A 19,921-nucleotide genomic window follows, 5' to 3' on the forward strand; every position below is an offset into this window, starting at 1 on the left:
CCAGCCGCGGCAGGAGGCCCGGCTGAACGCAGGCGGCCCGGCTGAACGCAGGCGCTCAGCTGAACGCAGGCTGCCCAGGGACATGAGGCGGAGGGCGGGAAACGGGCGGAGGACGGGACCGCCGGGCCGCAGGGGTGGGTCACTCCACGCCGATGAGCAGCAGTGCGCCCTGCCGGCCACCGCGGTACACCACCGTGTCCACGGCCAGGTAGGACTCCCGTACACGGGCCTCCAGGTGCGCGGCGACGGTCTCGGGGGCCTCGTCGCCGACGACGAGCGTGACCAGTTCGCCGCCCGCCTGGAGCATGCGGTCCAGGACGGTGCGGGCGGTGGCCGTCACGTCGGCGCCGATCACCGCCACGTCGCCGTCGATCAGGCCGAGCACGTCCCCGGCCTGGCAGATGCCGGCCGTCGTCCAGGACTGGTGCTCGGCCACGACGACCTCGGCGTACCGGGTCGCGCCCGCCGCCGAGGTCATCTGGACGACGTCCTCATCGAACCGGCGCTCCGGCTCGTGCACCGCGAGCGCGGCGATGCCCTGGACCGCCGAGCGGGTGGGGATCAGGGCCACGCGGATGCCCTCGGTGCGGGCCTGTTCGGCCGCGGCGGCGGCCGTGTGCCGCAGCTCGCCGTCGTTGGGCAGCAGGACGACCTCGCGCGCGTGGGCCCGCCGTACCGCCTGCACCAGCTCTCCGCTGGCGGGCGGTTCCCCGGGGCGGGCCAGCACGGTGGTCGCGCCGGCCTCGGTGTACAGCCCGGCCAGCCCCTCGCCCGGTACGACGGCGACGACCGCCCGCTGGGCGCGCTCGCGCGGCGGACGCTCGCGGCCGGTGTGCACGTCTCCGACGCCGAAGTGGGTGATCCGGATGCGGTACGGCCGCCCGGCCTCCACGCCCGCCTCCACGGCGGCGCCCGCGTCGTCCACGTGCACATGGACGTTCCACAGGCCGTCGCCGCCGACCACGACCAGGGAGTCCCCGAGGGCGTCGAGCCGCGTGCGCAGCCGGGCCACGGCCGCGTCCTCGGCCTCCAGCAGGTAGATCACCTCGAAGGCGGGCCCGCCGGCCTCGGCCGCGTCGGCGCAGTGTTCGGCTTCGCCCCGGCCGGATGCGGAAACGGGCCGCTCACGCTCCTCACGCGCGTGCCCGCCGGGTACGGACACGGCCTCCGGGGTCCGCAGCGGCTCCCGCAGGGCGGCCTCTCCCGGTGCGGCTTCCCCGAGGGGCGGCTCCCCCGGTGCGGCCTCCCCGGGCAAGGTCCCTCGCAGCGAGGCGGACTCGTGCGGGGAGGCGGACTCCCGGAGCGGGGCGTACTCCCGGGGCGGGGCCTCTCGTACCGCCTCTCCCGTGAACGTCTCCACCAGCGCCCCCAGCACCGCCACCAGTCCCCGTCCGCCCGCGTCGACCACCCCGGCCCGCCGCAGCACGGCCAGCTGGCCCGGGGTCGCCGCCAGGGCCGCCCGCGCGCCCTCGAAGGCGGCCCGCGCGACCGTCCCGCAGTCGCCCTCGGCTCCCTCGGCGGCCTCGGCGGCGGCCGAGGCGACCGTCAGCACGGTGCCCTCGACGGGGTGGGCCACGGCCTGCCGGGCGGAGTCGGCGGCCCGGCGCAGCGCCAGCCGCAGCCCCGCGCCGTCGTCCGGCGACGCGTCCCCGGCCTCCGCCAGGACCTGGGCCATCCCCCGCAGCAGCTGCGCGAGGATCGTCCCGGAGTTGCCCCGGGCCCCGATCAGCGCCCCGTGGGCCATGGCCCGGACGGCGTCGGCCGGCGAGGGCTCTCCGTCGCCGGTCTCGTACCCGGCGAACACCGCCTCCACGGCCGTGGCCGCCGACTCCAGGGTCAGGTACAGATTGGTTCCGGTGTCGCCGTCGGCCACCGGATAGACGTTGATCGCGTCGATCTCCGCACGGGCCCGCCCCAGTGCCCGGAGCGCCAGACCGCACCAGGTGCGCACCGCGAGAGCATCGAAGAATGTCTGCGGCACCTGCGCCACCTGCGCCTCCCTGAGCCGGCCGTACGTGGGACGCAGCGTAGACCCCGGACCGGTGCCTTCCGGAAGAGGGCCGGGAGCGAGGCCCTGATCTGCCATGGTAGTTTCGTTGTACCGAAGCAGCCGTTGTATGCTGCTCCGGTTGCCCGATCCGATCGGGCCGTTCCCCTGGCAACGCCACTCAAGATCTCAGGTTTTAGGATCTCGATCCCGGCATGCCGGGATTATCCGTAAGTGCATCTGAAGTCTTTGGAGTGACCCGTGGCTGCCAACTGCGACGTCTGCGGCAAGGGGCCGGGCTTCGGCAACAACATCTCGTTTTCGCACCGCCGTACGTCCCGTCGCTGGAACCCGAACATCCAGCGTGTGCGTACCGTGGTCGGCGGGACGCCGAAGCGCGTGAACGCTTGCACCTCGTGCATCAAGGCCGGCAAGGTCTCGCGCTGACGCTACCTCCCCCATTCTCGACTTCGTTCGAGCCGGGGGACCCCCATCCGCGCGCGGCCACTGTCTGGTTCGCTGCACTGAGCCGGTCCACCTCAGGGTGGGCCGGCTTCTTGCCGTTCCCGCGCACCACCGTGACCGCGCACAGCCGCGTGGCCACACCCGCCGTACCCGCATAGCCACCCGCGCCGTACACCCGTGGCCACCCGCGCCGTGCATCCATGGCAACCGACGCCGTGCATCCACAGCAACCGGCGCGCGGACGCGGGCCTGCCGCCCCGCGCGCGGGTTCAGTTCCTGAACCGCCAGCCGTGGTCCACCGGCCCGATCCCCGCTCCGAGCGCGAACCCGGCGGCGATCGCCCCGGTGACGTACTCCTTGGCCTCGCTCACCGCCTCCGGCACCGGCAGCCCCTTGGCCAGCCCCGACGCGATCGCGGACGCCAGCGTGCAGCCCGTGCCGTGCGTATGCCGGTTGTCGTGGCGCGGGGCCCGCAGCCAGTGCTCCGCCGAGCCGTCCGTCAGCAGATCCACGGCCTCCCCCGGCAGATGGCCACCCTTGATCAGCACCCAGCGCGGCCCGTACTCCAGCACGGCCGCCGCGGCCCGGCGCAGATCGTCCTCCGAGTCGACCCGCACCCCGGTGAGTTGGATCACCTCGTCGAGGTTCGGCGTCGCGACCGTCGCCACCGGCAGCAGCTTGGTGCGCACCGAGTCCAGCGCGGAGGCGGCCAGCAGCGCATCGCCGTGCTTGGAGACGCCCACCGGGTCCACCACGGCCGGCGCGTCCGTGCCGGAGATCAATTCGGCGACCGCCTCGACCAGTTCGGCGGAGGCCAGCATGCCGGTCTTCACGGCCTGTACGCCGATGTCGTCGACCACACTGCGGTACTGGGCCCGTACGGCCTCCACGGGCAGCTCCCAGGCGCCCTGCACGCCCACGGAGTTCTGCGCGGTCACCGCCGTGATCACGCTCATCCCGTGCACGCCGAGCGCCAGCATGGTCTTCAGGTCGGCCTGGATGCCCGCGCCGCCGCCGGAGTCCGAGCCGGCCACCGTGAGAACCCTGGGGATCATGACTCGATGTCCCCGAAGTGGTCCCAGCCGCCCTTGCTGGTCCAGGGCGCCCCGTCGACCGTCACCTGGGGCAGCGCGGAGGGGTTGAGGACCTCGCCGATGACCTTCCAGCGCGCCGGGAGCTTGGCGTCGGGCGGGAAGGTGGCCACGATGGCGTGGTCCTCTCCCCCGGTCAGCACCCACTGGAGCGGGTCCACGCCGACGGCCTGCCCGATGTCGTTCATCTGCGTCGGGATGTCGATCGCGCCGGAGCGGATGTCGATGCGGACCTTGCTGGCCTCGGCGATGTGCCCGAGGTCGGCGATCAGGCCGTCGCTCACGTCGCACATCGCGGTGGCGCCGAGCGCGGCGGCGGCCGGGCCCGCGTGGTACGGCGGTTCGGGACGCCGGTGCGCCTCCACGAAGGCCCGCGGCGAGCGGAAACCGCGGGCGAGCACGGCGTACCCGGCCGCGGACCAGCCCAGCCAGCCGGTGACGGCCACGAGGTCGCCGGGCTGGGCACCCGCGCGCGTGACGGGCTCCTGGTTGCGCAGATCGCCGAGCGCGGTGATCGACACCATGATCATGTCGCCGCGCACGACGTCCCCGCCGACCACGGAGGCACCGGCGACCTGGCACTCGTCGCGCAGGCCGTCCATCATCTCGGTGGGCCAGGTGACCGGCAGTTCGGCCGGGACGACCAGGCCGAGGAGCAGCGCGGTCGGTACGGCGCCCATCGCGGCGATGTCCGCGAGGTTCTGCGCGGCGGCCTTGCGGCCGACGTCGTAGGCCGTGGACCAGTCACGGCGGAAGTGCCGGCCCTCCAGCAGGATGTCGGTGCTCGCCACCACCCGGCGGTCGGGCGCGGCCACCACCGCGGCGTCGTCGCCGGGGCCGACCCGGACCGCCGGGGTGGCGGTGAGACGGGAGGTGAGCTCCCTGATGAGCCCGAACTCCCCGAGCTCACCAACAGTGCCCTTCATGTCCCTAGCTCCCCTTCTCTCCCTTGCCCTGCCCAGTCGCGCTTCATCAGTGTCCCCGATACGGTCGAAGTGACCGTCGCCGCGGTCCCGACGACTGCCGGCACGGCCGTGCTGACCGTCGAGAACGGTCCTGGTGACCGTCAACTTCCGTCGTGCCTGCACCCTGGCGCGCAAGCCCGGTTCCCGCAGGTCTCCCCGCGAGGAGCGGCGACGCGATACCGTGGCGTTCCTTTTCCCCACATGATCCTCGTGGCCGCCCTGGAGGTTCCGTGGTACAGGCGTACATCCTGATCCAGACGGAGGTCGGCAAGGCGTCGACCGTCGCCGAGACGATCAGCAAGATCCCTGGAGTGCTCCAGGCCGAGGACGTGACGGGTCCGTACGATGTCATCGTGCGCGCCCAGGCCGAGACGGTCGACGAACTCGGTCGCATGGTGGTCGCCAAGGTCCAGCAAGTGGACGGCATCACGCGCACCCTGACCTGTCCGGTCGTGCATCTGTAGCCCCCGTCTACGCTTGGCCGGTGAACTTCTTCCGTCACCGGCCTCTCGGCCTGCTCGCGCCCGCCCTGCTGGTCGCCGTCGTGAGCTGCAGCGCAGCGGACGACAGCGACACCGTGGCGGTTCCCACCCCCGACGCGAAGACCGCCCCGCTCTGCCGGGACCTGGACAAGGTGCTGCCGCGACAGGTGAACGGGCAGAGCCGTCAGGACCCCGAGCCCCGGTCCGCGTACACGGCGGGCTGGGGAAACCCGGCGATCATACTGCGCTGCGGCATCGTCCGGCCGCCGAAGATGGTCGATCCGAAGGTGGCCCTGGGTGACGACCCGAACGCGATCGGCGGCGGGGTCAACGGCGTCGACTGGCTGATGGAGAAGGAGAGCGACGGGACGTGGCGGTTCACCACGTCCGGTCGCCTCGCGTATGTGCAGGTGACGCTGCCGAAGAAGCTGTCCGGTTCGGACGACAGCGCCCAGGTGCTGATGGATCTGGCAACGGCCGTGAAGAAGGCGGTCCCGACGGGACTCGCCTCCATGCGGCACTGAGCCCCGGGGTCAGCGCAGCCCGGTGGAGCGGCGCAGCGCGGCCTGCACCAGGCGGTCGACCAGCTCGGGGTAGCCGATCCCGCTCGCCTGCCACATCTGCGGGTACATCGAGATCGGCGTGAAGCCGGGCATGGTGTTGATCTCGTTGATCACGAACTCGCCGTCCTCGGTGAGGAAGAAGTCCGCGCGGACCAGGCCCTCGCAGGAAGCCGCCTCGAACGCGTCCACCGCGAGCGCGCGCACCTCGGCGGTCTGCTCCTCGGTGAGCGGGGCCGGGACGATGCCGGGCGTGGAGTCGATGTACTTGGCCTCGAAGTCGTAGTAGGCGTGCGCGTCCGGCGGCGGGATCTCGGCCGGGACGGAGGCGCGCGGGCCGTCCTCGAACTCCAGGACGCCGCACTCGATCTCGCGGCCGCGCAGCGCCGCCTCGACGAGGATCTTCGGGTCGTGCCGCTGCGCCTCGGCGATCGCCTCGTCCAGGCCGGAGAGGTCGTCGACCTTGGTGATGCCGATCGACGAACCCGCGCGCGCGGGCTTCACGAACAGCGGCCAGCCGTGCTCGCCCGCGAAGTCGACGATCTTCCTGCGGGCGGCGGACTCGTCCTGGGCCCACTCGCGGGGCCGGATCACCACGTACGGGCCCACCTTGAGCCCGAAGGAGGTGAACACCCGCTTCATGTACTCCTTGTCCTGGCCGACGGCCGAGGCGAGCACGCCCGAGCCCACGTAGGGCACTCCGGACAGCTCCAGAAGGCCCTGGAGGGTGCCGTCCTCGCCGTACGGGCCGTGCAGCACCGGGAAGACCACGTCGACCTCGCCGAGCGCCTTGGGCACGGAACCGGGCTCGCTGTAGACGACCTCGCGGTTGGCGGGGTCGACGGGGAGCACCACGCCGCCCTCGTGCGACTCCGCCAGCTCGTCCACGCTGGGGGTACGGCGGTCGGCGATGGCCATCCGCTCCGGCTCGTCGGCCGTCAGCGCCCAGCGGCCGTCGGTGGTGATGCCGATCGGCAGGACGTCGTACTTCGTCCGGTCGATGGCCTTGAGGACGGCGCCGGCGGTGACCACGGAGATCCCGTGTTCGGAGCTGCGCCCGCCGAACACGACGGCCACGCGGGGCTTGCGCGACGGCTGCTCAGGGCTCTGGGGAAGGTTCTCGGTGCTCATATCGCGTTGAGAGTACCCGGAGGTAGCGCCCAAGTCAGCGCGCGCTCCCGGGCCGTCGCTCAGCGTCGCACGGACGGTCGCGGAGCGTCGCGCGGAAGGGCTCACCGCCAGGTCCGGGAGGGCTCGGGACGGTCGCGAGGGGGGCGGCTCGCGCCGGGTCCGGGAAGGCTCGGCGCGGTCGTGGGGAGCGGTTCAGCGGCGCTCGGGCTTGGCGCTGCGCGCCATCAGCTCCTTGAGCGCGACGACCGGCGACTTGCCCTCGTGCACGATGCCGACGACCGTCTCGGTGATGGGCATGTCGACGCCGTGCCGGCGGGCCAGATCCAGCACGGACTCGCAGGACTTGACGCCCTCGGCGGTCTGCTTGGTGACCGCGATGGTCTCCTCCAGGGTCATGCCCTTGCCGAGGTTGGTGCCGAAGGTGTGGTTGCGGGACAGCGGCGAGGAACAGGTGGCCACCAGGTCGCCCAGGCCCGCGAGTCCGGAGAAGGTCAGGGGGTCGGCGCCCATCGCGAGGCCGAGCCGGGTGGTCTCGGCGAGGCCGCGCGTGATGAGCGAGCCCTTGGCGTTGTCGCCGAGTCCCATGCCGTCGGCGATGCCGACGGCGAGCCCGATGACGTTCTTCACCGCGCCGGCGAGTTCGCAGCCGACGACGTCGGTGTTGGTGTACGGCCGGAAGTACGGCGTGTGGCAGGCGGCCTGGAGCCGTTGGGCGGCCCGTTCGTCGGTGCAGGCCACGACGGCCAGGGCGGGCATGCGGGCGGCGATCTCACGGGCCAGGTTGGGCCCGGTGACGACCGCGACCCGGTCGGTGCCGACCTTGGCCACGTCCTCGATGACCTCGCTCATCCGCATGGTGGAACCGAGTTCGACGCCCTTCATCAGGGAGACCAGGACGGTGTCCGGCGCGAGCAGCGGGGTCCACTCGGCGAGGTTGGCGCGCAGGGTCTGGGAGGGGATCGCGAGGACGGTGAAGTCCGCGTCGCGCAGCGCCTCGGCCGCGTCCGCGGTGGCGCGGAGGTTCTCCGGGAGTTCCACCCCGGGCAGGTAGTCGGGGTTGGTCCGGGTGGAGTTGACCGCCTCGGCCAGCTCCGGACGGCGGGCCCACAGGGTCACGTCACAGCCGGCGTCGGCGAGGACCATGCCGAAGGCCGTGCCCCACGAACCGGTGCCCATGACGGCCGCCCGCACAGGCTTGCTCACTTGCTCTGCCCTTCCGCTTGCTTGCCCTGCATCCGCGCCGCCTGGGTGCGGCGCCGCTGCTCGATGCGCTCACGGCGCGGGTCGTACGGCGTCTCGGGCGCCTTCTCGCCGCGAAGCTCCTCCAGCAGGCGGGTGATGGCGGCCATGATGACCTCGGTGGCCTCCTTCAGCACCTCCGGAGTCATCTCCCGGCCGTAGAAGCGGGAGAGGTCCACGGGCGGGCCCGCCAGCACGTGGTGGGTCTTGCGCGGGAAGAGGTTGGGCTTCTTGGCGTACGGCGGCAGCAGTTCGTTCGCGCCCCACTGGGCGACGGGCACGACCGGGCACTTGGTCTGCAGGGCGACCCGGGCGGCGCCGGTCTTGCCGGTCATGGGCCAGCCGTCCGGGTCGCGGGTGAGGGTGCCCTCGGGGTAGAAGGCGACGCACTCGCCGCGCTCCACGGCGTCGATCGCGGCCCGGAAGGCGCTGAGCGCGTCCGTGGACTCTCGGTAGACGGGGATCTGCCCGGTACCGCGCATGGCGGCGCCGACGAATCCCTTCTTGAAAAGCCCGCTCTTCGCCAGGAATCGCGGGACCCGTCCGGTGTTGTACTGATAGTGCGCGTACGCGAAGGGGTCCACGTGGGAATTGTGGTTCACCGCGGTGATAAATCCGCCCTCGGCCGGAATGTGCTCCATTCCACGCCAGTCCCGCTTGATCAGAACCACCAGCGGCGGTTTGCAGATCACCGCGGCGAAGCGGTACCAGAAGCCGATTCTGCGGCGGGGCACAAGGACACCTTCCTCTAGGACTGCCAACCCCGGCGGGGGCCGCACAAGTGTGGCCCCGGGCCGCCGGTCTGTCGAGAACACCGTACGCCCCGCTCCCCCGGGCGCCAGATGGCCCGGGGGACAATGAGCGGGACGAGAGAGGGACGGTACGCCGGTGCAGTGGACCTTGGTCATCCCCCTGAAGCCCCTGACGCGGGCCAAGAGCAGGCTCGCGGACACCGCCGGCGACGGAGTGCGCCCGGGACTTGCGCTGGCGTTCGCGCAGGACACCGTGTCGGCGGCGCTGGCCTGCGCCGCGGTGTCGGATGTGGTGGTCGTCACGGACGACGAGCGGGCCGGCCGGGAGCTGGCGGCGCTGGGCGCGCGGATCGTCCCCGACGCCCCGCGCGACGGCCTGAACGCCGCTCTGGCGCACGGCGCGGCCGTCGTACGGGACATCAGCCCCGGTGCGCCGGTCGCGGCCCTGAACGCCGATCTGCCGGCGCTGCGCCCGGCGGAACTGTCCCGGGTACTGGCGGCGGCCTCTCCATTCCCGCGTGCGTTTCTCGCGGATGCGGCGGCACTGGGCACGACTTTGCTGGCGGCGGCCGGTGACCGTGAATTGCGGCCGGCGTTCGGCGTGGATTCCCGTATGCGGCACCGCGCCTCCGGCGCTACGGAACTCACGCTCGCGGGGGTCGATTCGGTACGGCGGGACGTGGACACGGGGGACGACCTGCGCGCGGCACTGACGCTGGGAGTGGGACCGTATACGGCGACGGCGTCGGCGGGATTGCTTATCCCGGGCGCCTGAGCGGCCCGGTACGCCCCGAGGCGGCGCCGGGAACCGCGCGGACCGTCACCGCGGACCCGTCCTTCGCGGACGGATCCCGGGCCACGGGCGGACGCGGAGCCGAGGGCGGACGCGGAGCCGAGGGCGGACGCGGAGCCGAGGGCGGACGTGGAGCCGAAGCGACCAGTAGGCTGCTGCCATGCAGGCCACCGCATACACGTACGACCCGGAGACCCGCAGCGGACAGGTGCTGCTCGACGACGGCACCCCGGTCCCCTTCGACGGCGCCGCGTTCGACGCCGGGGGCCTCCGGCTGCTGCGCCCGGGCCAGCGCGTGCGGATCGAGACCGAAGGCCGGGGCGACGCCCTGCGCATCACCCTCGTAACCCTTCAAACCCTGTAACTGCCCTTACACACGCCGCGGGCCGGGCTCCCGAGAGGAGTCCGGCCCGGCGCGTGACTGCTGTGGCGGCCTTACGACGTCGCCTTGCGGGCGGTGGTCTTCTTGGCGGTGGTCTTGCGGGCCGTCGACTTCTTGGCCGGGGCCTTCTTGGCGGTGACCTTCTTCGCCGGAGCCTTCTTCGCCGTGGTCTTCTTGGCGGCGGCGGTCTTCGTCGCGGCGGTCTTGGCGGTCGCCGTGGTCTTCTTGGCGGGTGCCTTCTTCGCCGTGGTCTTCTTCGCGGCGGCGGCGGCCGTGGTCTTCTTCGCCGGCGCCGCCTTCTTGGCGGTGGCCGCCTTCTTCGCCGCAGCGGCCTTGGTGGTCTTCTTCGCCGCGGCCTTCTTGACCGTCGCGGCGGCGCCACCGCTCAGGCTGCCCTTGGGCGCCTTCTTGACGGAGACCTCGCCGCCGCGCGGGAGCTTCTTCGAGCCGCTGACCAGGTCCTTGAAGCCCTGACCGGCGCGGAAGCGCGGCACGGAGGTCTTCTTGACCCGAACCCGCTCGCCCGTCTGAGGGTTGCGGGCGTAACGGGCGGGGCGGTCCACCTTCTCGAAGGACCCGAAGCCGGTGACCGAGACCCGGTCGCCCGCGACGACCGCGCGGACGATGGCGTCCAGGACCGCGTCGACAGCATCGGCGGCCTGCTGGCGGCCCCCCATCTTGTCGGCAATCGCTTCTACGAGCTGCGCCTTGTTCACGTCTTCCCCTTCGGAGACATCGCCAGAACGAAAGTGTTCAAGCTTTTTCGCACGTTAGGCAGATATATACCGCAAATCAAACACGAAACGGGCTTATCACCCTTGTGCCGCAACGGACTCGGCTGTCTCGGACGGTTCAGCGGTCCTCTTCGGGGATCCGACCCGCGTCGAGATCCACGGTGAACCGATCGAGCCGCCTTGCCGCGTCGGCGAGATCGTGCTTGGCCGCGGCCGTAATGACCAGCAGCTTCCGGGTCAGCGCCATCCGTACGCCCTCCGGGACTTGCAGTGCGCGCACCTTTGCGTGCGCTTCCTTGAGCTGGTTCGCGACCGCCGTGTAGAGCTGGAGTTGGCCGTCGTGTTCCATGCACAGATTGTGCCATCTGGGGCGAGTTGTCGCCTGCGCAGGGTGTAACTGCCGCCTCAAATGGCCTTCCAGGCACTTGCGGTGGACACGAACACAGCACTCACGTACCCGCACAACGGGCCGCGTAACGTGGGGAGTTGAACGAACGCGAACAGGGACGCAGGGCCGTTCGGGTGCAGACATGGCTGTACCCCCGATCGTGGCGATCGGGGGTACAGGCGGGGTGTTGCGGTGGCCGAAACCAGACCCGTGCGGGGGCTTCGGTCCGCCCGGATCAGACCGGGAGCGTCCGCGGCTTGTAAGCGGGCCGCCCGGCCTCGTAGGCCGCGATGTCGTCCTCGTTCCGGAGCGTGATGGAGATGTCGTCCAGGCCGTTCAGCAGCCGCCAGCGGGAGTTCTCGTCCAGCTCGAAGGGGGCGGTGATGCCCTCGGCGCGCACCTCACGCGTCTCAAGGTCCACAGTGACCTCAGCCGTGGGGTCCTGCTCGGTCAGCTCCCACAGCGCGTCCACGATCTTCTGGTCGAGGACCACCGTGAGCAGACCGTTCTTCAGCGAGTTGCCCCGGAAGATGTCGGCGAAGCGGGAGGAGATCACGGTCTTGAAGCCGTAGTTCTGCAGCGCCCAGACGGCGTGCTCGCGGGAGGAGCCGGTGCCGAAGTCGGGGCCGGCGACCAGGACCGAGGCGCCCTGCCGCTCGGGACGGTTGAGGATGAACTCGGGGTCCTTGCGCCAGGCCTCGAACAGACCGTCCTCGAACCCGTCCCGGGTGACCTTCTTGAGCCAGTGAGCAGGGATGATCTGGTCGGTGTCGACGTTGCTGCGGCGCAGCGGCACGGCCCGGCCGGTGTGGGTGGTGAAGGCTTCCATGGTTCTCAGACTCCAGCGGGCGTGCGGTCGTCGGTCAGGTCGGCCGGGGAGGCCAGGTGGCCCAGGACGGCGGTGGCCGCCGCGACCTGCGGCGACACCAGGTGCGTCCGGCCGCCCTTGCCCTGCCGGCCCTCGAAGTTGCGGTTGGAGGTGGAGGCGGAGCGCTCGCCCGGGGCCAGCTGGTCGGGGTTCATGCCGAGGCACATCGAGCAGCCCGCGTGCCGCCATTCGGCGCCGGCCTCCTTGAAGACCACGTCCAGGCCCTCGGAGACGGCCTGGAGACCCACCCGCGCGGAGCCCGGGACGACCAGCATCCGTACCCCGTCGGCGACTTTGCGGCCCCGCAGGAGATCGGCGGCGGCACGCAGGTCCTCGATGCGCCCGTTGGTGCAGGAGCCTACGAAGACGGTGTCCACCTTGATGGAGCGCAGCGGCTGTCCGGCCGCCAACCCCATGTATTCCAGGGCCTTTTCGGCGGCGAGGCGCTCCGAAGCGTCTTCGTACGAAGCCGGGTCGGGGACGTCCGCCGAAAGCGGCGCGCCCTGGCCGGGGTTGGTTCCCCAGGTGACGAACGGGGACAGCTCGGCGGCGTCGATGACGACCTCGGCGTCGAAGACGGCGTCGTCGTCGGTCTTCAGGGTCTTCCAGTACGCGACGGCCGCGTCCCAGTCGGCGCCCTCGGGGGCGTGCGGACGGCCCTTGAGGTACGCGAAGGTGGTCTCGTCGGGGGCGATCATGCCCGCGCGGGCACCGGCCTCGATCGACATGTTGCAGATGGTCATCCGGGCCTCCATCGAGAGCTTCTCGACGGCGGATCCGCGGTACTCCAGGACGTAGCCCTGGCCGCCGCCCGTACCGATCTTCGCGATGATCGCGAGGATCAGGTCCTTGGCGGTGACGCCCTCGGGCAGCTCGCCCTCGACGGTGATGGCCATGGTCTTCGGGCGGGCCAGCGGCAGCGTCTGGGTGGCCAGCACGTGCTCGACCTGGGAGGTGCCGATACCGAACGCCAGCGCGCCGAAGGCACCGTGCGTGGAGGTGTGCGAGTCGCCGCAGACGACGGTGGTACCGGGCTGGGTCAGACCCAGCTGCGGGCCGACCACGTGCACGACGCCCTGCTCGACGTCGCCCAGCGGGTGCAGCCGGACGCCGAACTCGGCGCAGTTCTTGCGCAGGGTCTCCAGCTGGGCGCGGGAGACGGGGTCGGCGATGGGCTTGTCGATGTCGAGGGTCGGGGTGTTGTGGTCCTCGGTCGCGATGGTGAGGTCGAGACGGCGGACGGTGCGGCCGTTCTTGCGGAGCCCGTCGAAGGCCTGGGGGCTGGTCACCTCGTGCAGCAGGTGCAGATCGATGAAGAGGAGGTCGGGCTCGCCCTCGGCGCGCCGGACGACGTGGTCGTCCCAGACCTTCTCCGCGAGTGTCCTACCCATCGCTTTCCCTCCGGCCGGCAAACGTCCGCCGACCCAACTAGAGATCTTGAGGAGCGGTGGCTGCCCTTCTCGGGCCCCTGAACGTCGTGATTCCGGGCGTCCACCGCCAGGCCCGTTGGTCTGCGGGCCGCTGTGTGATTCCAGGGTGGCGCGTTCCACGGAAAATTGAACTTGCGTTTCACAGAGTGAGACGTGAGTATCGTTGCATGGACAACAGTAGCGGCGTCGGCGTTCTGGACAAGGCGGCCCTCGTCCTGAGCGCTCTGGAGTCCGGTCCGGCCACCCTCGCGGGTCTGGTCGGCGCCACCGGACTGGCACGACCCACGGCCCACCGCCTGGCCGTGGCTTTGGAACACCACCGCATGGTGGCACGCGACATGCAGGGCCGGTTCATCCTCGGCCCGCGCCTCGCGGAGCTGGCGGCGGCGGCGGGCGAGGACCGCCTGCTCGCGACGGCGGGCCCCGTGCTCACCCACCTCCGTGATGTCACCGGCGAGAGCGCGCAGCTCTACCGGCGCCAGGGTGACATGCGGATCTGTGTGGCCGCGGCGGAACGCCTGTCCGGTCTGCGGGACACGGTCCCGGTCGGCTCCACGCTCACGATGAAGGCGGGTTCCTCGGCGCAGATCCTGATGGCCTGGGAGGAGCCCGAGCGACTGCACCGGGGCCTGCAGGGCGCCCGCTTCACGGCGACGGCCCTGTCGGGCGTCCGGCGGCGCGGCTGGGCCCAGTCCATCGGCGAGCGCGAGCCGGGCGTCGCGTCCGTCTCCGCGCCCGTGCGCGGCCCCTCCAACCGCGTGGTGGCCGCCGTCTCGGTCTCCGGCCCCATCGAGCGCCTGACCCGCCACCCGGGCCGTATGCACGCCCAGGCGGTCATCGACGCCGCGGGCCGCCTCTCGGAGGCGCTTCGCCGCTCGGGCTGACGGCAGCAGGACCGTTCCCGCCGGGAGAGAGGCGGCCTCAACGCCGCGGCAGCCTCCACCCGACGGGAACGAACCGCCCCGGGGGACGCGGGGAACCGCGCGGGCGACCGGGGAGCACCCGCGCCCCGACGGACCCGCACGAGCGACCACGCCCGGCCCGCGACCGGCAGGCCCGCGCGAGCGACCCCGACGGAGCCGTGACCGACAGGCCCGCGCGAGACCACGACGGACCGCGCCACGACGACCCCCTCGGCGTCTAGGCCCGCACGTCCTGCCCCGACCGGTGGGCGAACCGGTCCTTGGCGTAGCGGCCGCGCTTCTCCAACGGCACCTGCCCGTGCGCGGCGGCCAGCCCGAACGCCGGCATGTCGCCGTAGATCGCCTCGTACGACCCCTCCGGCACGACGTACGTCTCGTGCCAGATCCCGACCCGCCCCCGCAGCTTTCCGCTGCGCTCCTTGCGGTTGATCAGGGCCCACGCCTTGTGGTGGAACGCGTCCGGCGCGGTCGCGTAGGCGTACAGCTTGTCCTTGGACTCCCAGTACTGCACGACGTAGTACGTCCGCGGCGACGCCGTCAGCAGGACCTTGGCCCGCAGCCCCCGCCCGGGGTCCTTCTCCAGTTCCCGCAGCATGCGGAGCATCGCGAGCATCACCGGCAGCCACTGGTGCACCGCCCAGAAACGGTTGATGCGCATGCCGATCAGCAGGACGACGACCTCGCCCTTCGCGTCAGCGGTGGTACGGGACACCATCTGCTCCCCCTCGTCGCGTCGGTGAGCGGCGCTATCCAACAGCCGATGTTTGGATAGTGCCGTTATCCAAGAAGGAGCGCAAGGGATGCGGCTTGCCGAGCTGAGCAGACGCAGCGGTGTGTCCACCGCGACGATCAAGTACTACCTGCGCGAGGGGCTGTTGCCGCCGGGCCGGCAGATCAACACCACGACCGCGGAGTACGAGGAGGAGCACCTGCGCCGGCTGCGGCTGGTCCGCGCCATGATCCAGGTCGGCCGGCTGCCGGTGGCGACGGTCCGCGAGGTGCTCGGACACGTGGACGACGACTCGCTGGGCCGCACGATCCGGCTGGGCGCGGCCCTGTGGGCGCTGCCGCAGGTCCCGGAGCCCGACGAGGACGACGCGTACGTGCGGGCGGCGCACCGGGAGGTGCATGCGCTGCTGGACGGCCTGGGCTGGGAGAACGCCAAGTCGCTGACGACGATCTCCCCGTCGTACCGGTCCCTGGTGGTGGCGCTGGCGGCGTTCCGTCGGCTGGGCTTCGACTGGGACATCGAACTGCTGGCGCGACGGGCGAAGTTGATGCACCAGGCGGCGATCGCCGACATGGACTTCATGGAGACGTACCGGACGGACGCCGAGCGGGCGGAGGCGGCGGTGGCCAGCGCGGTCCTGGTCGAGCCGATGCTCCAGGCGCTGCACCGGCTGGCGCAGGAGGAGGAGTCGGCGCGGCGCTACGGCTTCGAGTGAGCCGGGGAACGGCGAAGGCCCCCCACCGAGGTGGAGGGCCTTCCCTGTGCGTACCCCCGACCGGATTCGAACCGGCGCTACCGCCTTGAGAGGGCGGCGTGCTAGGCCGCTACACAACGGGGGCCTGGATCTTACGTTTCCGCAGATCCGAGCTGGTCTACCTGGACTCGAACCAAGACTAACTGAACCAGAATCAGTCGTGCTGCCAATTACACCATAGACCAATGATGGCTTAGACCAGTCAGTACCCCCGACCGGATTCGAACCGGCGCTACCGCCTTGAGAGGGCGGCGTGCTAGGCCGCTACACAACGGGGGCCCTAGCGATCCCGACAGGATCAGGATCAGTACCCCCGACCGGATTCGAACCGGCGCTACTGCCTTGAGAGGGCAGCGTGCTAGGCCGCTACACAACGGGGGCTTTGCAGATAAGCTCTGCGAGCTGGCCTACCTGGACTCGAACCAAGACTAACTGAACCAGAATCAGTCGTGCTGCCAATTACACCATAGGCCACTGGAACTCAAGCCCCTGCGGGGTTCTCGTTCTAGTTTGCGTCTCGGGGTTCCGGCCTTTCGGCCCGCTCCCCTCGGCGCAGGAAGAACATTACCCGAAGGTGGACGGGGCTCCAAAACGGGTATCGGCGCGGACGAGTGCCGGGAGTTCGGCGAGGGTCGAGATCCGGTGCGCGACGGCCTCCCCGACGGCCCGCACGCAGCCCGTGCCGCGGTCGATCCACACGGACAGCAGCCCGGCCTCGGCGGCGCCCCGCCCGTCGATCTCCGGGTGGTCGCCGACGTAGGCCACCTCGTGCGGCGGCAGCCCCAGCGCCCGGCAGGCGGCCAGGAAGGCGCCGGCCTCCGGCTTGGAGACGCCCAGCTCGGCGGCGCACAGCACGGACTCGAAGCGGTCGAGGAGGCCGAGGGTGCGCAGCTTGTGCTCCTGGACCGTGAGGCTGGAGTTGGACAGCACCGCGTGCCGGTGGCTGGCCCCGAGGGCGTCCAGGGCGGGCAGGACGTCCGGGAACAGGCTCCAGGCGGCCTCGTAGTGGACCAGATAGCGCGCGAACCACTCGTCGGCCTCGCCGTCGGTCAGCTCCCGGCCCAGGAAGACCCGGGTGCGGTCGCGGCGCTGCGTGACGAAGTCCACCTCGCCGGCGGAGAAGCGGGCCCACTGGACGTCGGTGATCTCCCGCCAGCGCAGAAGGGCCCGCTCCGCGCCGCCGTGGGCGTGCAGCAGGCCCTCGGCCAGGAGGTGGGCGCGCATGCCCTCCCGGTCCGCGGTGGTGTAGTCGAAGAGGGTGTCGTCAACGTCCCAGACCACGGCTCTGATCGTCATGCCACCGACGGTAGCGGGGAGGCGGTCGGCTGTGGGCGCCGTTCCCCTTGCAGCGGGGCTCTGTCCGTGATCGTGAGCTCGGGGGGCGAGGAGAGATCAAGAATCATCATGCACATGCCACAACAGGGCTCGTGGCCCCGGACACACCGACGCGGGGCGGCGGCCGAAGCCACCGCCCCGCGTGTCGTACGGGTGCGTCACACGGCGAGCTTCGCCAGCGCCGCGTCGATCCGCGCGAGGGTGCGCTCCTTGCCCAGGATCTCCAGGGACTCGAAGAGGGGCAGGCCGACCGTGCGGCCGGTGACGGCCACGCGGAGGGGGGCCTGGGCCTTGCCGAGCTTGAGACCGTGGGCCTCGCCGGCGGCCAGGACGGCCTCCTTGAGGGACTCGGCCGACGTCCAGTCCGCCGACTCCAGCTTCTCGCGGGCGGTGCGCAGGAGGGCGTCGCTGCCCTCCTTCATCGCCTTGGCCCACGACGCCTCGTCGAAGACCGGCTCGTCCAGGAACAGGAAGTCGACGTTGTCGGTGATCTCCGACAGGACCTTGAGACGGGTCTGGGCGTGCGGGGCGATCGCCTCCCACTTCGCCGCGTCGAAGTCCTCCGGCGCCCAGGGGGCGAACGGCGCCTGGAGCCACGGGCGGCAGCGCTCGGCGAACTCCTTCACGTCCAGCATGCGGATGTGGTCACCGTTGATCGCCTCGCACTTCTTCAGGTCGAAGCGCGCCGGGTTGGGGTTCACGTCGGAGACGTCGAAGGCCGCGACCATCTCCTCGATCGTGAAGATGTCCTGGTCCGCGGAGAGCGACCAGCCGAGCAGGGAGAGGTAGTTGAGCAGGCCCTCGGGGAGGAAGCCCCGCTCGCGGTAGAGGTTGAGCGACGACTGCGGGTCGCGCTTGGAGAGCTTCTTGTTGCCCTCGCCCATGACGTACGGCAGGTGACCGAAGGCCGGGATCTGCTGGGCGATGCCCAGTTCCATGAGCGCCTTGTACAGCGCGACCTGGCGCGGGGTGGAGGAGAGCAGGTCCTCGCCGCGCAGGACGTGGGTGATCTCCATCAGGGCGTCGTCCACCGGGTTGACCAGCGTGTACAGCGGGGCGCCGTTCGCACGGACGATGCCGTAGTCGGGCACGTTCTCCGGCGTGAAGGTCAGCTCGCCGCGGACCAGGTCGGTGAAGGTGATCGCCTCGTCGGGCATGCGGAAGCGGACGATCGGGGTGCGGCCCTGCGCCTGGTACTCCTCGACCTGCCCGGCGGTCAGGTCACGGCAGTGGCCGTCGTAGCCGGACGGCTTGCCGGCGGCGCGGGCGGCCTCGCGGCGGCTGTCCAGCTCCTCCTGGGAGCAGTAGCAGTGGTAGGCGTGGCCGCCGTCGAGGAGCTTCCGCGCGACGTCGGCGTAGATGTCCATGCGCTGCGACTGACGGTACGGCGCGTGCGGGCCGCCGACCTCGGGGCCCTCGTCCCAGTCGAAGCCGAGCCAGCGCATCGCGTCGAGCAGCTGGTTGTACGACTCCTCCGAGTCGCGGGCCGCGTCGGTGTCCTCGATACGGAAGACCAGGGTGCCCTGGTGGTGCCGGGCGAACGCCCAGTTGAACAGGGCGGTGCGGACCAGGCCCACGTGGGGGTTACCGGTGGGCGAGGGGCAGAAACGGACGCGTACGGGGGAGCCGGGTGCGCTAGCCACGCTTGACAACCTTGTTGGTGAGAGTGCCGATGCCTTCGATGGTGACGGCGACCTCGTCGCCGACGTTCAGGGGGCCGACCCCCGCGGGGGTACCCGTGAGGACGACGTCGCCGGGGAGCAGCGTCATGGCCTCGGAGATGTTGACGATCAGGTCCTCGATGGAGTGGATCATCTCGCTCGTGCGGCCGAGCTGGCGCTGTTCGCCGTTGACCGTGAGCTGGACGGTCAGGTCGTTGGCGCGGGCGAGGTCCAGGTCCGTCTCCACCCAGGGGCCGAGCGGGCAGGCGGTGTCGAAGCCCTTGGCGCGGGCCCACTGCTTCTCGCGCTTCTGCACGTCGCGGGCGGTCACGTCGTTGGCGCAGGTGTAGCCGAAGATCACGTCCTTGACGCGCTCGCGCGGGACCTCGCGGCACATGCGGCCGATGACCACGGCCAGCTCGGCCTCGTGGTGCAGTTCCTGGCTGAACGACGGGTACTGGATGTCGTCACCGGGGCCGATCACGGAGGTGGACGGCTTGAAGAAGGCGAACGGCGCCTCGGGTACCTCGTTGCCCAGCTCGCGCGCGTGGTCGGCGTAGTTGCGGCCGAACGCCACGACCTTGTTGGGGAGGACCGGCGGGAGCAGCCTGACCTTGCCGAGCGGAACCTTCGTCCCGGACAGCTCGTAGTCCGCGAACGGGATGCCCTTGATGATGTCGAGGACGAGTTCGTCCTGCTTGTCGCCCTCGACCGCGCCGAAGGCTACGTTCCCGTCGATGGAGAACCTGGCGATGCGCACGGGATCCTGCGCCCCTCACTGAGAACCGGCGTACTGACGCCCCAGGTTATCGGAGCCGTTCACAGTTCCTCGCTCCTGGGGGCATCGCCGCAGGTCAGAGGCGGGTCACCGGGACAGTGGGCGGCCCTGCGGCAGCACCGGGTCCGCGGGGACGGACACGAGCGCGGCCGGAACGACCCGTCGCGTGATCATCCCGGCCGCGCTCGGCGGAGTCCGTGTCACTCGCCGGCGGCGACACCCGCACCGGCCGGGATCTCCATCAGGACGGTGCGCCGGGGGTTGGCCGTCTGCGCGGGGAGATCGACGGAGTGCTCCGGCAGCTCGGGCGTCTGCAGCTCGCCGGCGTCCTCCAGGTGCACCAGGGTCGTGCGTCGCGGGTTGGCTATCGTGCGGAACATCATCGTCGTCTTCACGGTTGCAGGAGTCCTAGTCGTGTGTCGGCGGGCTTACAGGTACGACCCTCATGTAAAGCGTCAGGCTAAACATCCGAT

22 protein-coding genes and 5 tRNA genes are annotated in these 19,921 nt (G+C 71.1%); 7 read left to right on the forward strand and 20 right to left on the reverse strand.

All coding sequences use genetic code 11. The features are described 5' to 3' along the window. Positions 1 to 139: 139 nt before the first annotated feature. Positions 140 to 1,990, reverse strand: a complete 1,851-nt coding sequence (locus ACZ7KF_RS19145; protein WP_471075903.1) for a DAK2 domain-containing protein — start codon at positions 1,988 to 1,990, stop codon at positions 140 to 142. A 258-nt stretch (positions 1,991 to 2,248) separates the two neighbouring features. On the opposite strand from ACZ7KF_RS19145, the gene rpmB reads away from it, so the two are divergent. Beyond that, a complete protein-coding gene (gene rpmB, locus ACZ7KF_RS19150) occupies positions 2,249 to 2,434 on the forward strand; it encodes a 50S ribosomal protein L28 (protein ID WP_009190838.1) in 186 nt (61 codons plus the stop codon). A gap of 287 nt (positions 2,435 to 2,721) precedes the next feature. Here rpmB and thiD read toward each other — a convergent pair whose 3' ends face one another. Then, positions 2,722 to 3,507, reverse strand: coding sequence for a bifunctional hydroxymethylpyrimidine kinase/phosphomethylpyrimidine kinase (gene thiD / locus ACZ7KF_RS19155; protein ID WP_471075906.1), 786 nt, complete (start codon positions 3,505 to 3,507; stop codon positions 2,722 to 2,724). After that, positions 3,504 to 4,469, reverse strand: a complete 966-nt coding sequence (locus ACZ7KF_RS19160) for a thiamine-phosphate kinase (RefSeq protein WP_471075909.1) — start codon at positions 4,467 to 4,469, stop codon at positions 3,504 to 3,506. Before ACZ7KF_RS19160 ends, thiD begins: the two co-directional genes overlap by 4 nt. A 269-nt stretch (positions 4,470 to 4,738) precedes the next feature. Here ACZ7KF_RS19160 and ACZ7KF_RS19165 point away from each other — a divergent pair, with 269 nt between their 5' ends. Together ACZ7KF_RS19165 and ACZ7KF_RS19170 are read left to right on the forward strand one after the other, a co-directional pair. Next, positions 4,739 to 4,972, forward strand: coding sequence for an Lrp/AsnC family transcriptional regulator (locus tag ACZ7KF_RS19165; protein WP_030649166.1), 234 nt, complete (start codon positions 4,739 to 4,741; stop codon positions 4,970 to 4,972). A gap of 20 nt (positions 4,973 to 4,992) precedes the next feature. Beyond that, on the forward strand, positions 4,993 to 5,514 hold the full coding sequence (locus ACZ7KF_RS19170) for a DUF3515 domain-containing protein (protein ID WP_471075913.1): 522 nt from the start codon (positions 4,993 to 4,995) through the stop codon (positions 5,512 to 5,514). Positions 5,515 to 5,523: 9 nt separating this feature from the next. Here the strand turns inward: ACZ7KF_RS19170 and ACZ7KF_RS19175 are convergent, their stop codons facing one another. From ACZ7KF_RS19175 to ACZ7KF_RS19185, 3 genes are all read right to left on the reverse strand, one after another. Continuing rightward, positions 5,524 to 6,681: a D-alanine--D-alanine ligase family protein gene (locus ACZ7KF_RS19175; RefSeq protein WP_471075916.1), complete on the reverse strand. Its 1,158-nt coding sequence runs from the start codon at positions 6,679 to 6,681 to the stop codon at positions 5,524 to 5,526. 192 nt (positions 6,682 to 6,873) lie between these two features. Further along, on the reverse strand, positions 6,874 to 7,884 hold the full coding sequence (locus ACZ7KF_RS19180) for an NAD(P)H-dependent glycerol-3-phosphate dehydrogenase (protein ID WP_471075919.1): 1,011 nt from the start codon (positions 7,882 to 7,884) through the stop codon (positions 6,874 to 6,876). Beyond that, the gene (locus ACZ7KF_RS19185) at positions 7,881 to 8,654 is read right to left on the reverse strand and encodes a lysophospholipid acyltransferase family protein (protein ID WP_471075922.1); all 774 of its coding nucleotides are present in this window, start codon (positions 8,652 to 8,654) and stop codon (positions 7,881 to 7,883) included. The genes ACZ7KF_RS19180 and ACZ7KF_RS19185 overlap by 4 nt, the downstream gene beginning before the upstream one ends. A 154-nt stretch (positions 8,655 to 8,808) precedes the next feature. Between ACZ7KF_RS19185 and cofC the strand changes: the two genes are divergently transcribed. Continuing rightward, on the forward strand, positions 8,809 to 9,447 hold the full coding sequence (cofC, locus tag ACZ7KF_RS19190) for a 2-phospho-L-lactate guanylyltransferase (RefSeq protein WP_471075924.1): 639 nt from the start codon (positions 8,809 to 8,811) through the stop codon (positions 9,445 to 9,447). Positions 9,448 to 9,625: 178 nt separating this feature from the next. Further along, a complete protein-coding gene (locus ACZ7KF_RS19195; RefSeq protein WP_471075927.1) occupies positions 9,626 to 9,829 on the forward strand; it encodes a hypothetical protein in 204 nt (67 codons plus the stop codon). 71 nt (positions 9,830 to 9,900) lie between these two features. Here the strand turns inward: ACZ7KF_RS19195 and ACZ7KF_RS19200 are convergent, their stop codons facing one another. From ACZ7KF_RS19200 to leuC, 4 genes are all read right to left on the reverse strand, one after another. After that, positions 9,901 to 10,563 carry an HU family DNA-binding protein gene (locus tag ACZ7KF_RS19200; protein ID WP_471075930.1) on the reverse strand — a complete coding sequence of 221 codons (663 nt, stop codon included), beginning with the start codon at positions 10,561 to 10,563 and terminating at the stop codon, positions 9,901 to 9,903. A gap of 136 nt (positions 10,564 to 10,699) precedes the next feature. Then, positions 10,700 to 10,930 (reverse strand): SCO5555 family protein, encoded by a 231-nt coding sequence (locus tag ACZ7KF_RS19205; protein ID WP_471075933.1) that lies wholly within the window; start codon positions 10,928 to 10,930, stop codon positions 10,700 to 10,702. A gap of 274 nt (positions 10,931 to 11,204) precedes the next feature. Then, complete coding sequence (leuD, locus tag ACZ7KF_RS19210) at positions 11,205 to 11,798, reverse strand: 3-isopropylmalate dehydratase small subunit (protein WP_471075936.1); 594 nt, start codon at positions 11,796 to 11,798, stop codon at positions 11,205 to 11,207. A 5-nt stretch (positions 11,799 to 11,803) separates the two neighbouring features. Next, on the reverse strand, positions 11,804 to 13,228 hold the full coding sequence (gene leuC, locus ACZ7KF_RS19215) for a 3-isopropylmalate dehydratase large subunit (protein WP_471075938.1): 1,425 nt from the start codon (positions 13,226 to 13,228) through the stop codon (positions 11,804 to 11,806). A gap of 206 nt (positions 13,229 to 13,434) precedes the next feature. On the opposite strand from leuC, the gene ndgR reads away from it, so the two are divergent. Continuing rightward, positions 13,435 to 14,151 (forward strand): IclR family transcriptional regulator NdgR, encoded by a 717-nt coding sequence (gene ndgR / locus ACZ7KF_RS19220; RefSeq protein WP_145883474.1) that lies wholly within the window; start codon positions 13,435 to 13,437, stop codon positions 14,149 to 14,151. A gap of 256 nt (positions 14,152 to 14,407) precedes the next feature. Here ndgR and ACZ7KF_RS19225 read toward each other — a convergent pair whose 3' ends face one another. Further along, positions 14,408 to 14,905: a DUF4188 domain-containing protein gene (locus tag ACZ7KF_RS19225; RefSeq protein WP_471075941.1), complete on the reverse strand. Its 498-nt coding sequence runs from the start codon at positions 14,903 to 14,905 to the stop codon at positions 14,408 to 14,410. Positions 14,906 to 14,990: 85 nt separating this feature from the next. Between ACZ7KF_RS19225 and ACZ7KF_RS19230 the strand changes: the two genes are divergently transcribed. Next, positions 14,991 to 15,635, forward strand: coding sequence for a MerR family transcriptional regulator (locus tag ACZ7KF_RS19230; protein WP_471075944.1), 645 nt, complete (start codon positions 14,991 to 14,993; stop codon positions 15,633 to 15,635). A gap of 51 nt (positions 15,636 to 15,686) precedes the next feature. Here the strand turns inward: ACZ7KF_RS19230 and ACZ7KF_RS19235 are convergent. The 9 genes from ACZ7KF_RS19235 to ACZ7KF_RS19275 all read right to left on the reverse strand — a co-directional run bounded on the left by ACZ7KF_RS19235 (position 15,687) and on the right by ACZ7KF_RS19275 (position 19,843). Continuing rightward, positions 15,687 to 15,759, reverse strand: a tRNA-Glu gene (locus ACZ7KF_RS19235). A gap of 28 nt (positions 15,760 to 15,787) precedes the next feature. Further along, a tRNA-Gln gene (locus tag ACZ7KF_RS19240) sits at positions 15,788 to 15,859 on the reverse strand. Positions 15,860 to 15,880: 21 nt separating this feature from the next. After that, positions 15,881 to 15,953 (reverse strand) — tRNA-Glu (locus ACZ7KF_RS19245). 29 nt (positions 15,954 to 15,982) lie between these two features. Further along, positions 15,983 to 16,055: transfer RNA gene (locus tag ACZ7KF_RS19250), tRNA-Glu, on the reverse strand. A gap of 21 nt (positions 16,056 to 16,076) precedes the next feature. After that, positions 16,077 to 16,148, reverse strand: a tRNA-Gln gene (locus ACZ7KF_RS19255). A gap of 90 nt (positions 16,149 to 16,238) precedes the next feature. Beyond that, positions 16,239 to 16,970, reverse strand: a complete 732-nt coding sequence (locus tag ACZ7KF_RS19260) for an HAD family hydrolase (protein WP_471075947.1) — start codon at positions 16,968 to 16,970, stop codon at positions 16,239 to 16,241. A 197-nt stretch (positions 16,971 to 17,167) separates the two neighbouring features. Then, on the reverse strand, positions 17,168 to 18,652 hold the full coding sequence (gene gltX, locus ACZ7KF_RS19265; protein ID WP_471075950.1) for a glutamate--tRNA ligase: 1,485 nt from the start codon (positions 18,650 to 18,652) through the stop codon (positions 17,168 to 17,170). Next, on the reverse strand, positions 18,645 to 19,430 hold the full coding sequence (locus ACZ7KF_RS19270; protein WP_471075953.1) for a fumarylacetoacetate hydrolase family protein: 786 nt from the start codon (positions 19,428 to 19,430) through the stop codon (positions 18,645 to 18,647). The genes gltX and ACZ7KF_RS19270 overlap by 8 nt, the downstream gene beginning before the upstream one ends. A gap of 218 nt (positions 19,431 to 19,648) precedes the next feature. Next, the gene (locus tag ACZ7KF_RS19275) at positions 19,649 to 19,843 is read right to left on the reverse strand and encodes a hypothetical protein (protein WP_471075956.1); all 195 of its coding nucleotides are present in this window, start codon (positions 19,841 to 19,843) and stop codon (positions 19,649 to 19,651) included. Between the last annotated feature and the right edge of the window lie 78 nt (positions 19,844 to 19,921).

The organism is Streptomyces sp. NPDC038200, assembly GCF_055600785.1.

Excerpts from the sequence above, each read along its gene's own strand:
- thiD (WP_471075906.1), bottom strand. The coding sequence starts at position 3,507 with ATGATCCCCAGGGTTCTCACGGTGGCCGGCTCGGACTCCGGCGGCGGC.
- ACZ7KF_RS19160 (WP_471075909.1), bottom strand. The coding sequence starts at position 4,469 with ATGAAGGGCACTGTTGGTGAGCTCGGGGAGTTCGGGCTCATCAGGGAG.
- ACZ7KF_RS19175 (WP_471075916.1), bottom strand. The coding sequence starts at position 6,681 with ATGAGCACCGAGAACCTTCCCCAGAGCCCTGAGCAGCCGTCGCGCAAG.
- ACZ7KF_RS19195 (WP_471075927.1), top strand. The coding sequence starts at position 9,626 with ATGCAGGCCACCGCATACACGTACGACCCGGAGACCCGCAGCGGACAG.
- ACZ7KF_RS19205 (WP_471075933.1), bottom strand. The coding sequence starts at position 10,930 with ATGGAACACGACGGCCAACTCCAGCTCTACACGGCGGTCGCGAACCAG.
- leuD (WP_471075936.1), bottom strand. The coding sequence starts at position 11,798 with ATGGAAGCCTTCACCACCCACACCGGCCGGGCCGTGCCGCTGCGCCGC.
- leuC (WP_471075938.1), bottom strand. The coding sequence starts at position 13,228 with ATGGGTAGGACACTCGCGGAGAAGGTCTGGGACGACCACGTCGTCCGG.
- ndgR (WP_145883474.1), top strand. The coding sequence starts at position 13,435 with ATGGACAACAGTAGCGGCGTCGGCGTTCTGGACAAGGCGGCCCTCGTC.
- ACZ7KF_RS19225 (WP_471075941.1), bottom strand. The coding sequence starts at position 14,905 with ATGGTGTCCCGTACCACCGCTGACGCGAAGGGCGAGGTCGTCGTCCTG.
- ACZ7KF_RS19230 (WP_471075944.1), top strand. The coding sequence starts at position 14,991 with ATGCGGCTTGCCGAGCTGAGCAGACGCAGCGGTGTGTCCACCGCGACG.
- ACZ7KF_RS19260 (WP_471075947.1), bottom strand. The coding sequence starts at position 16,970 with ATGACGATCAGAGCCGTGGTCTGGGACGTTGACGACACCCTCTTCGAC.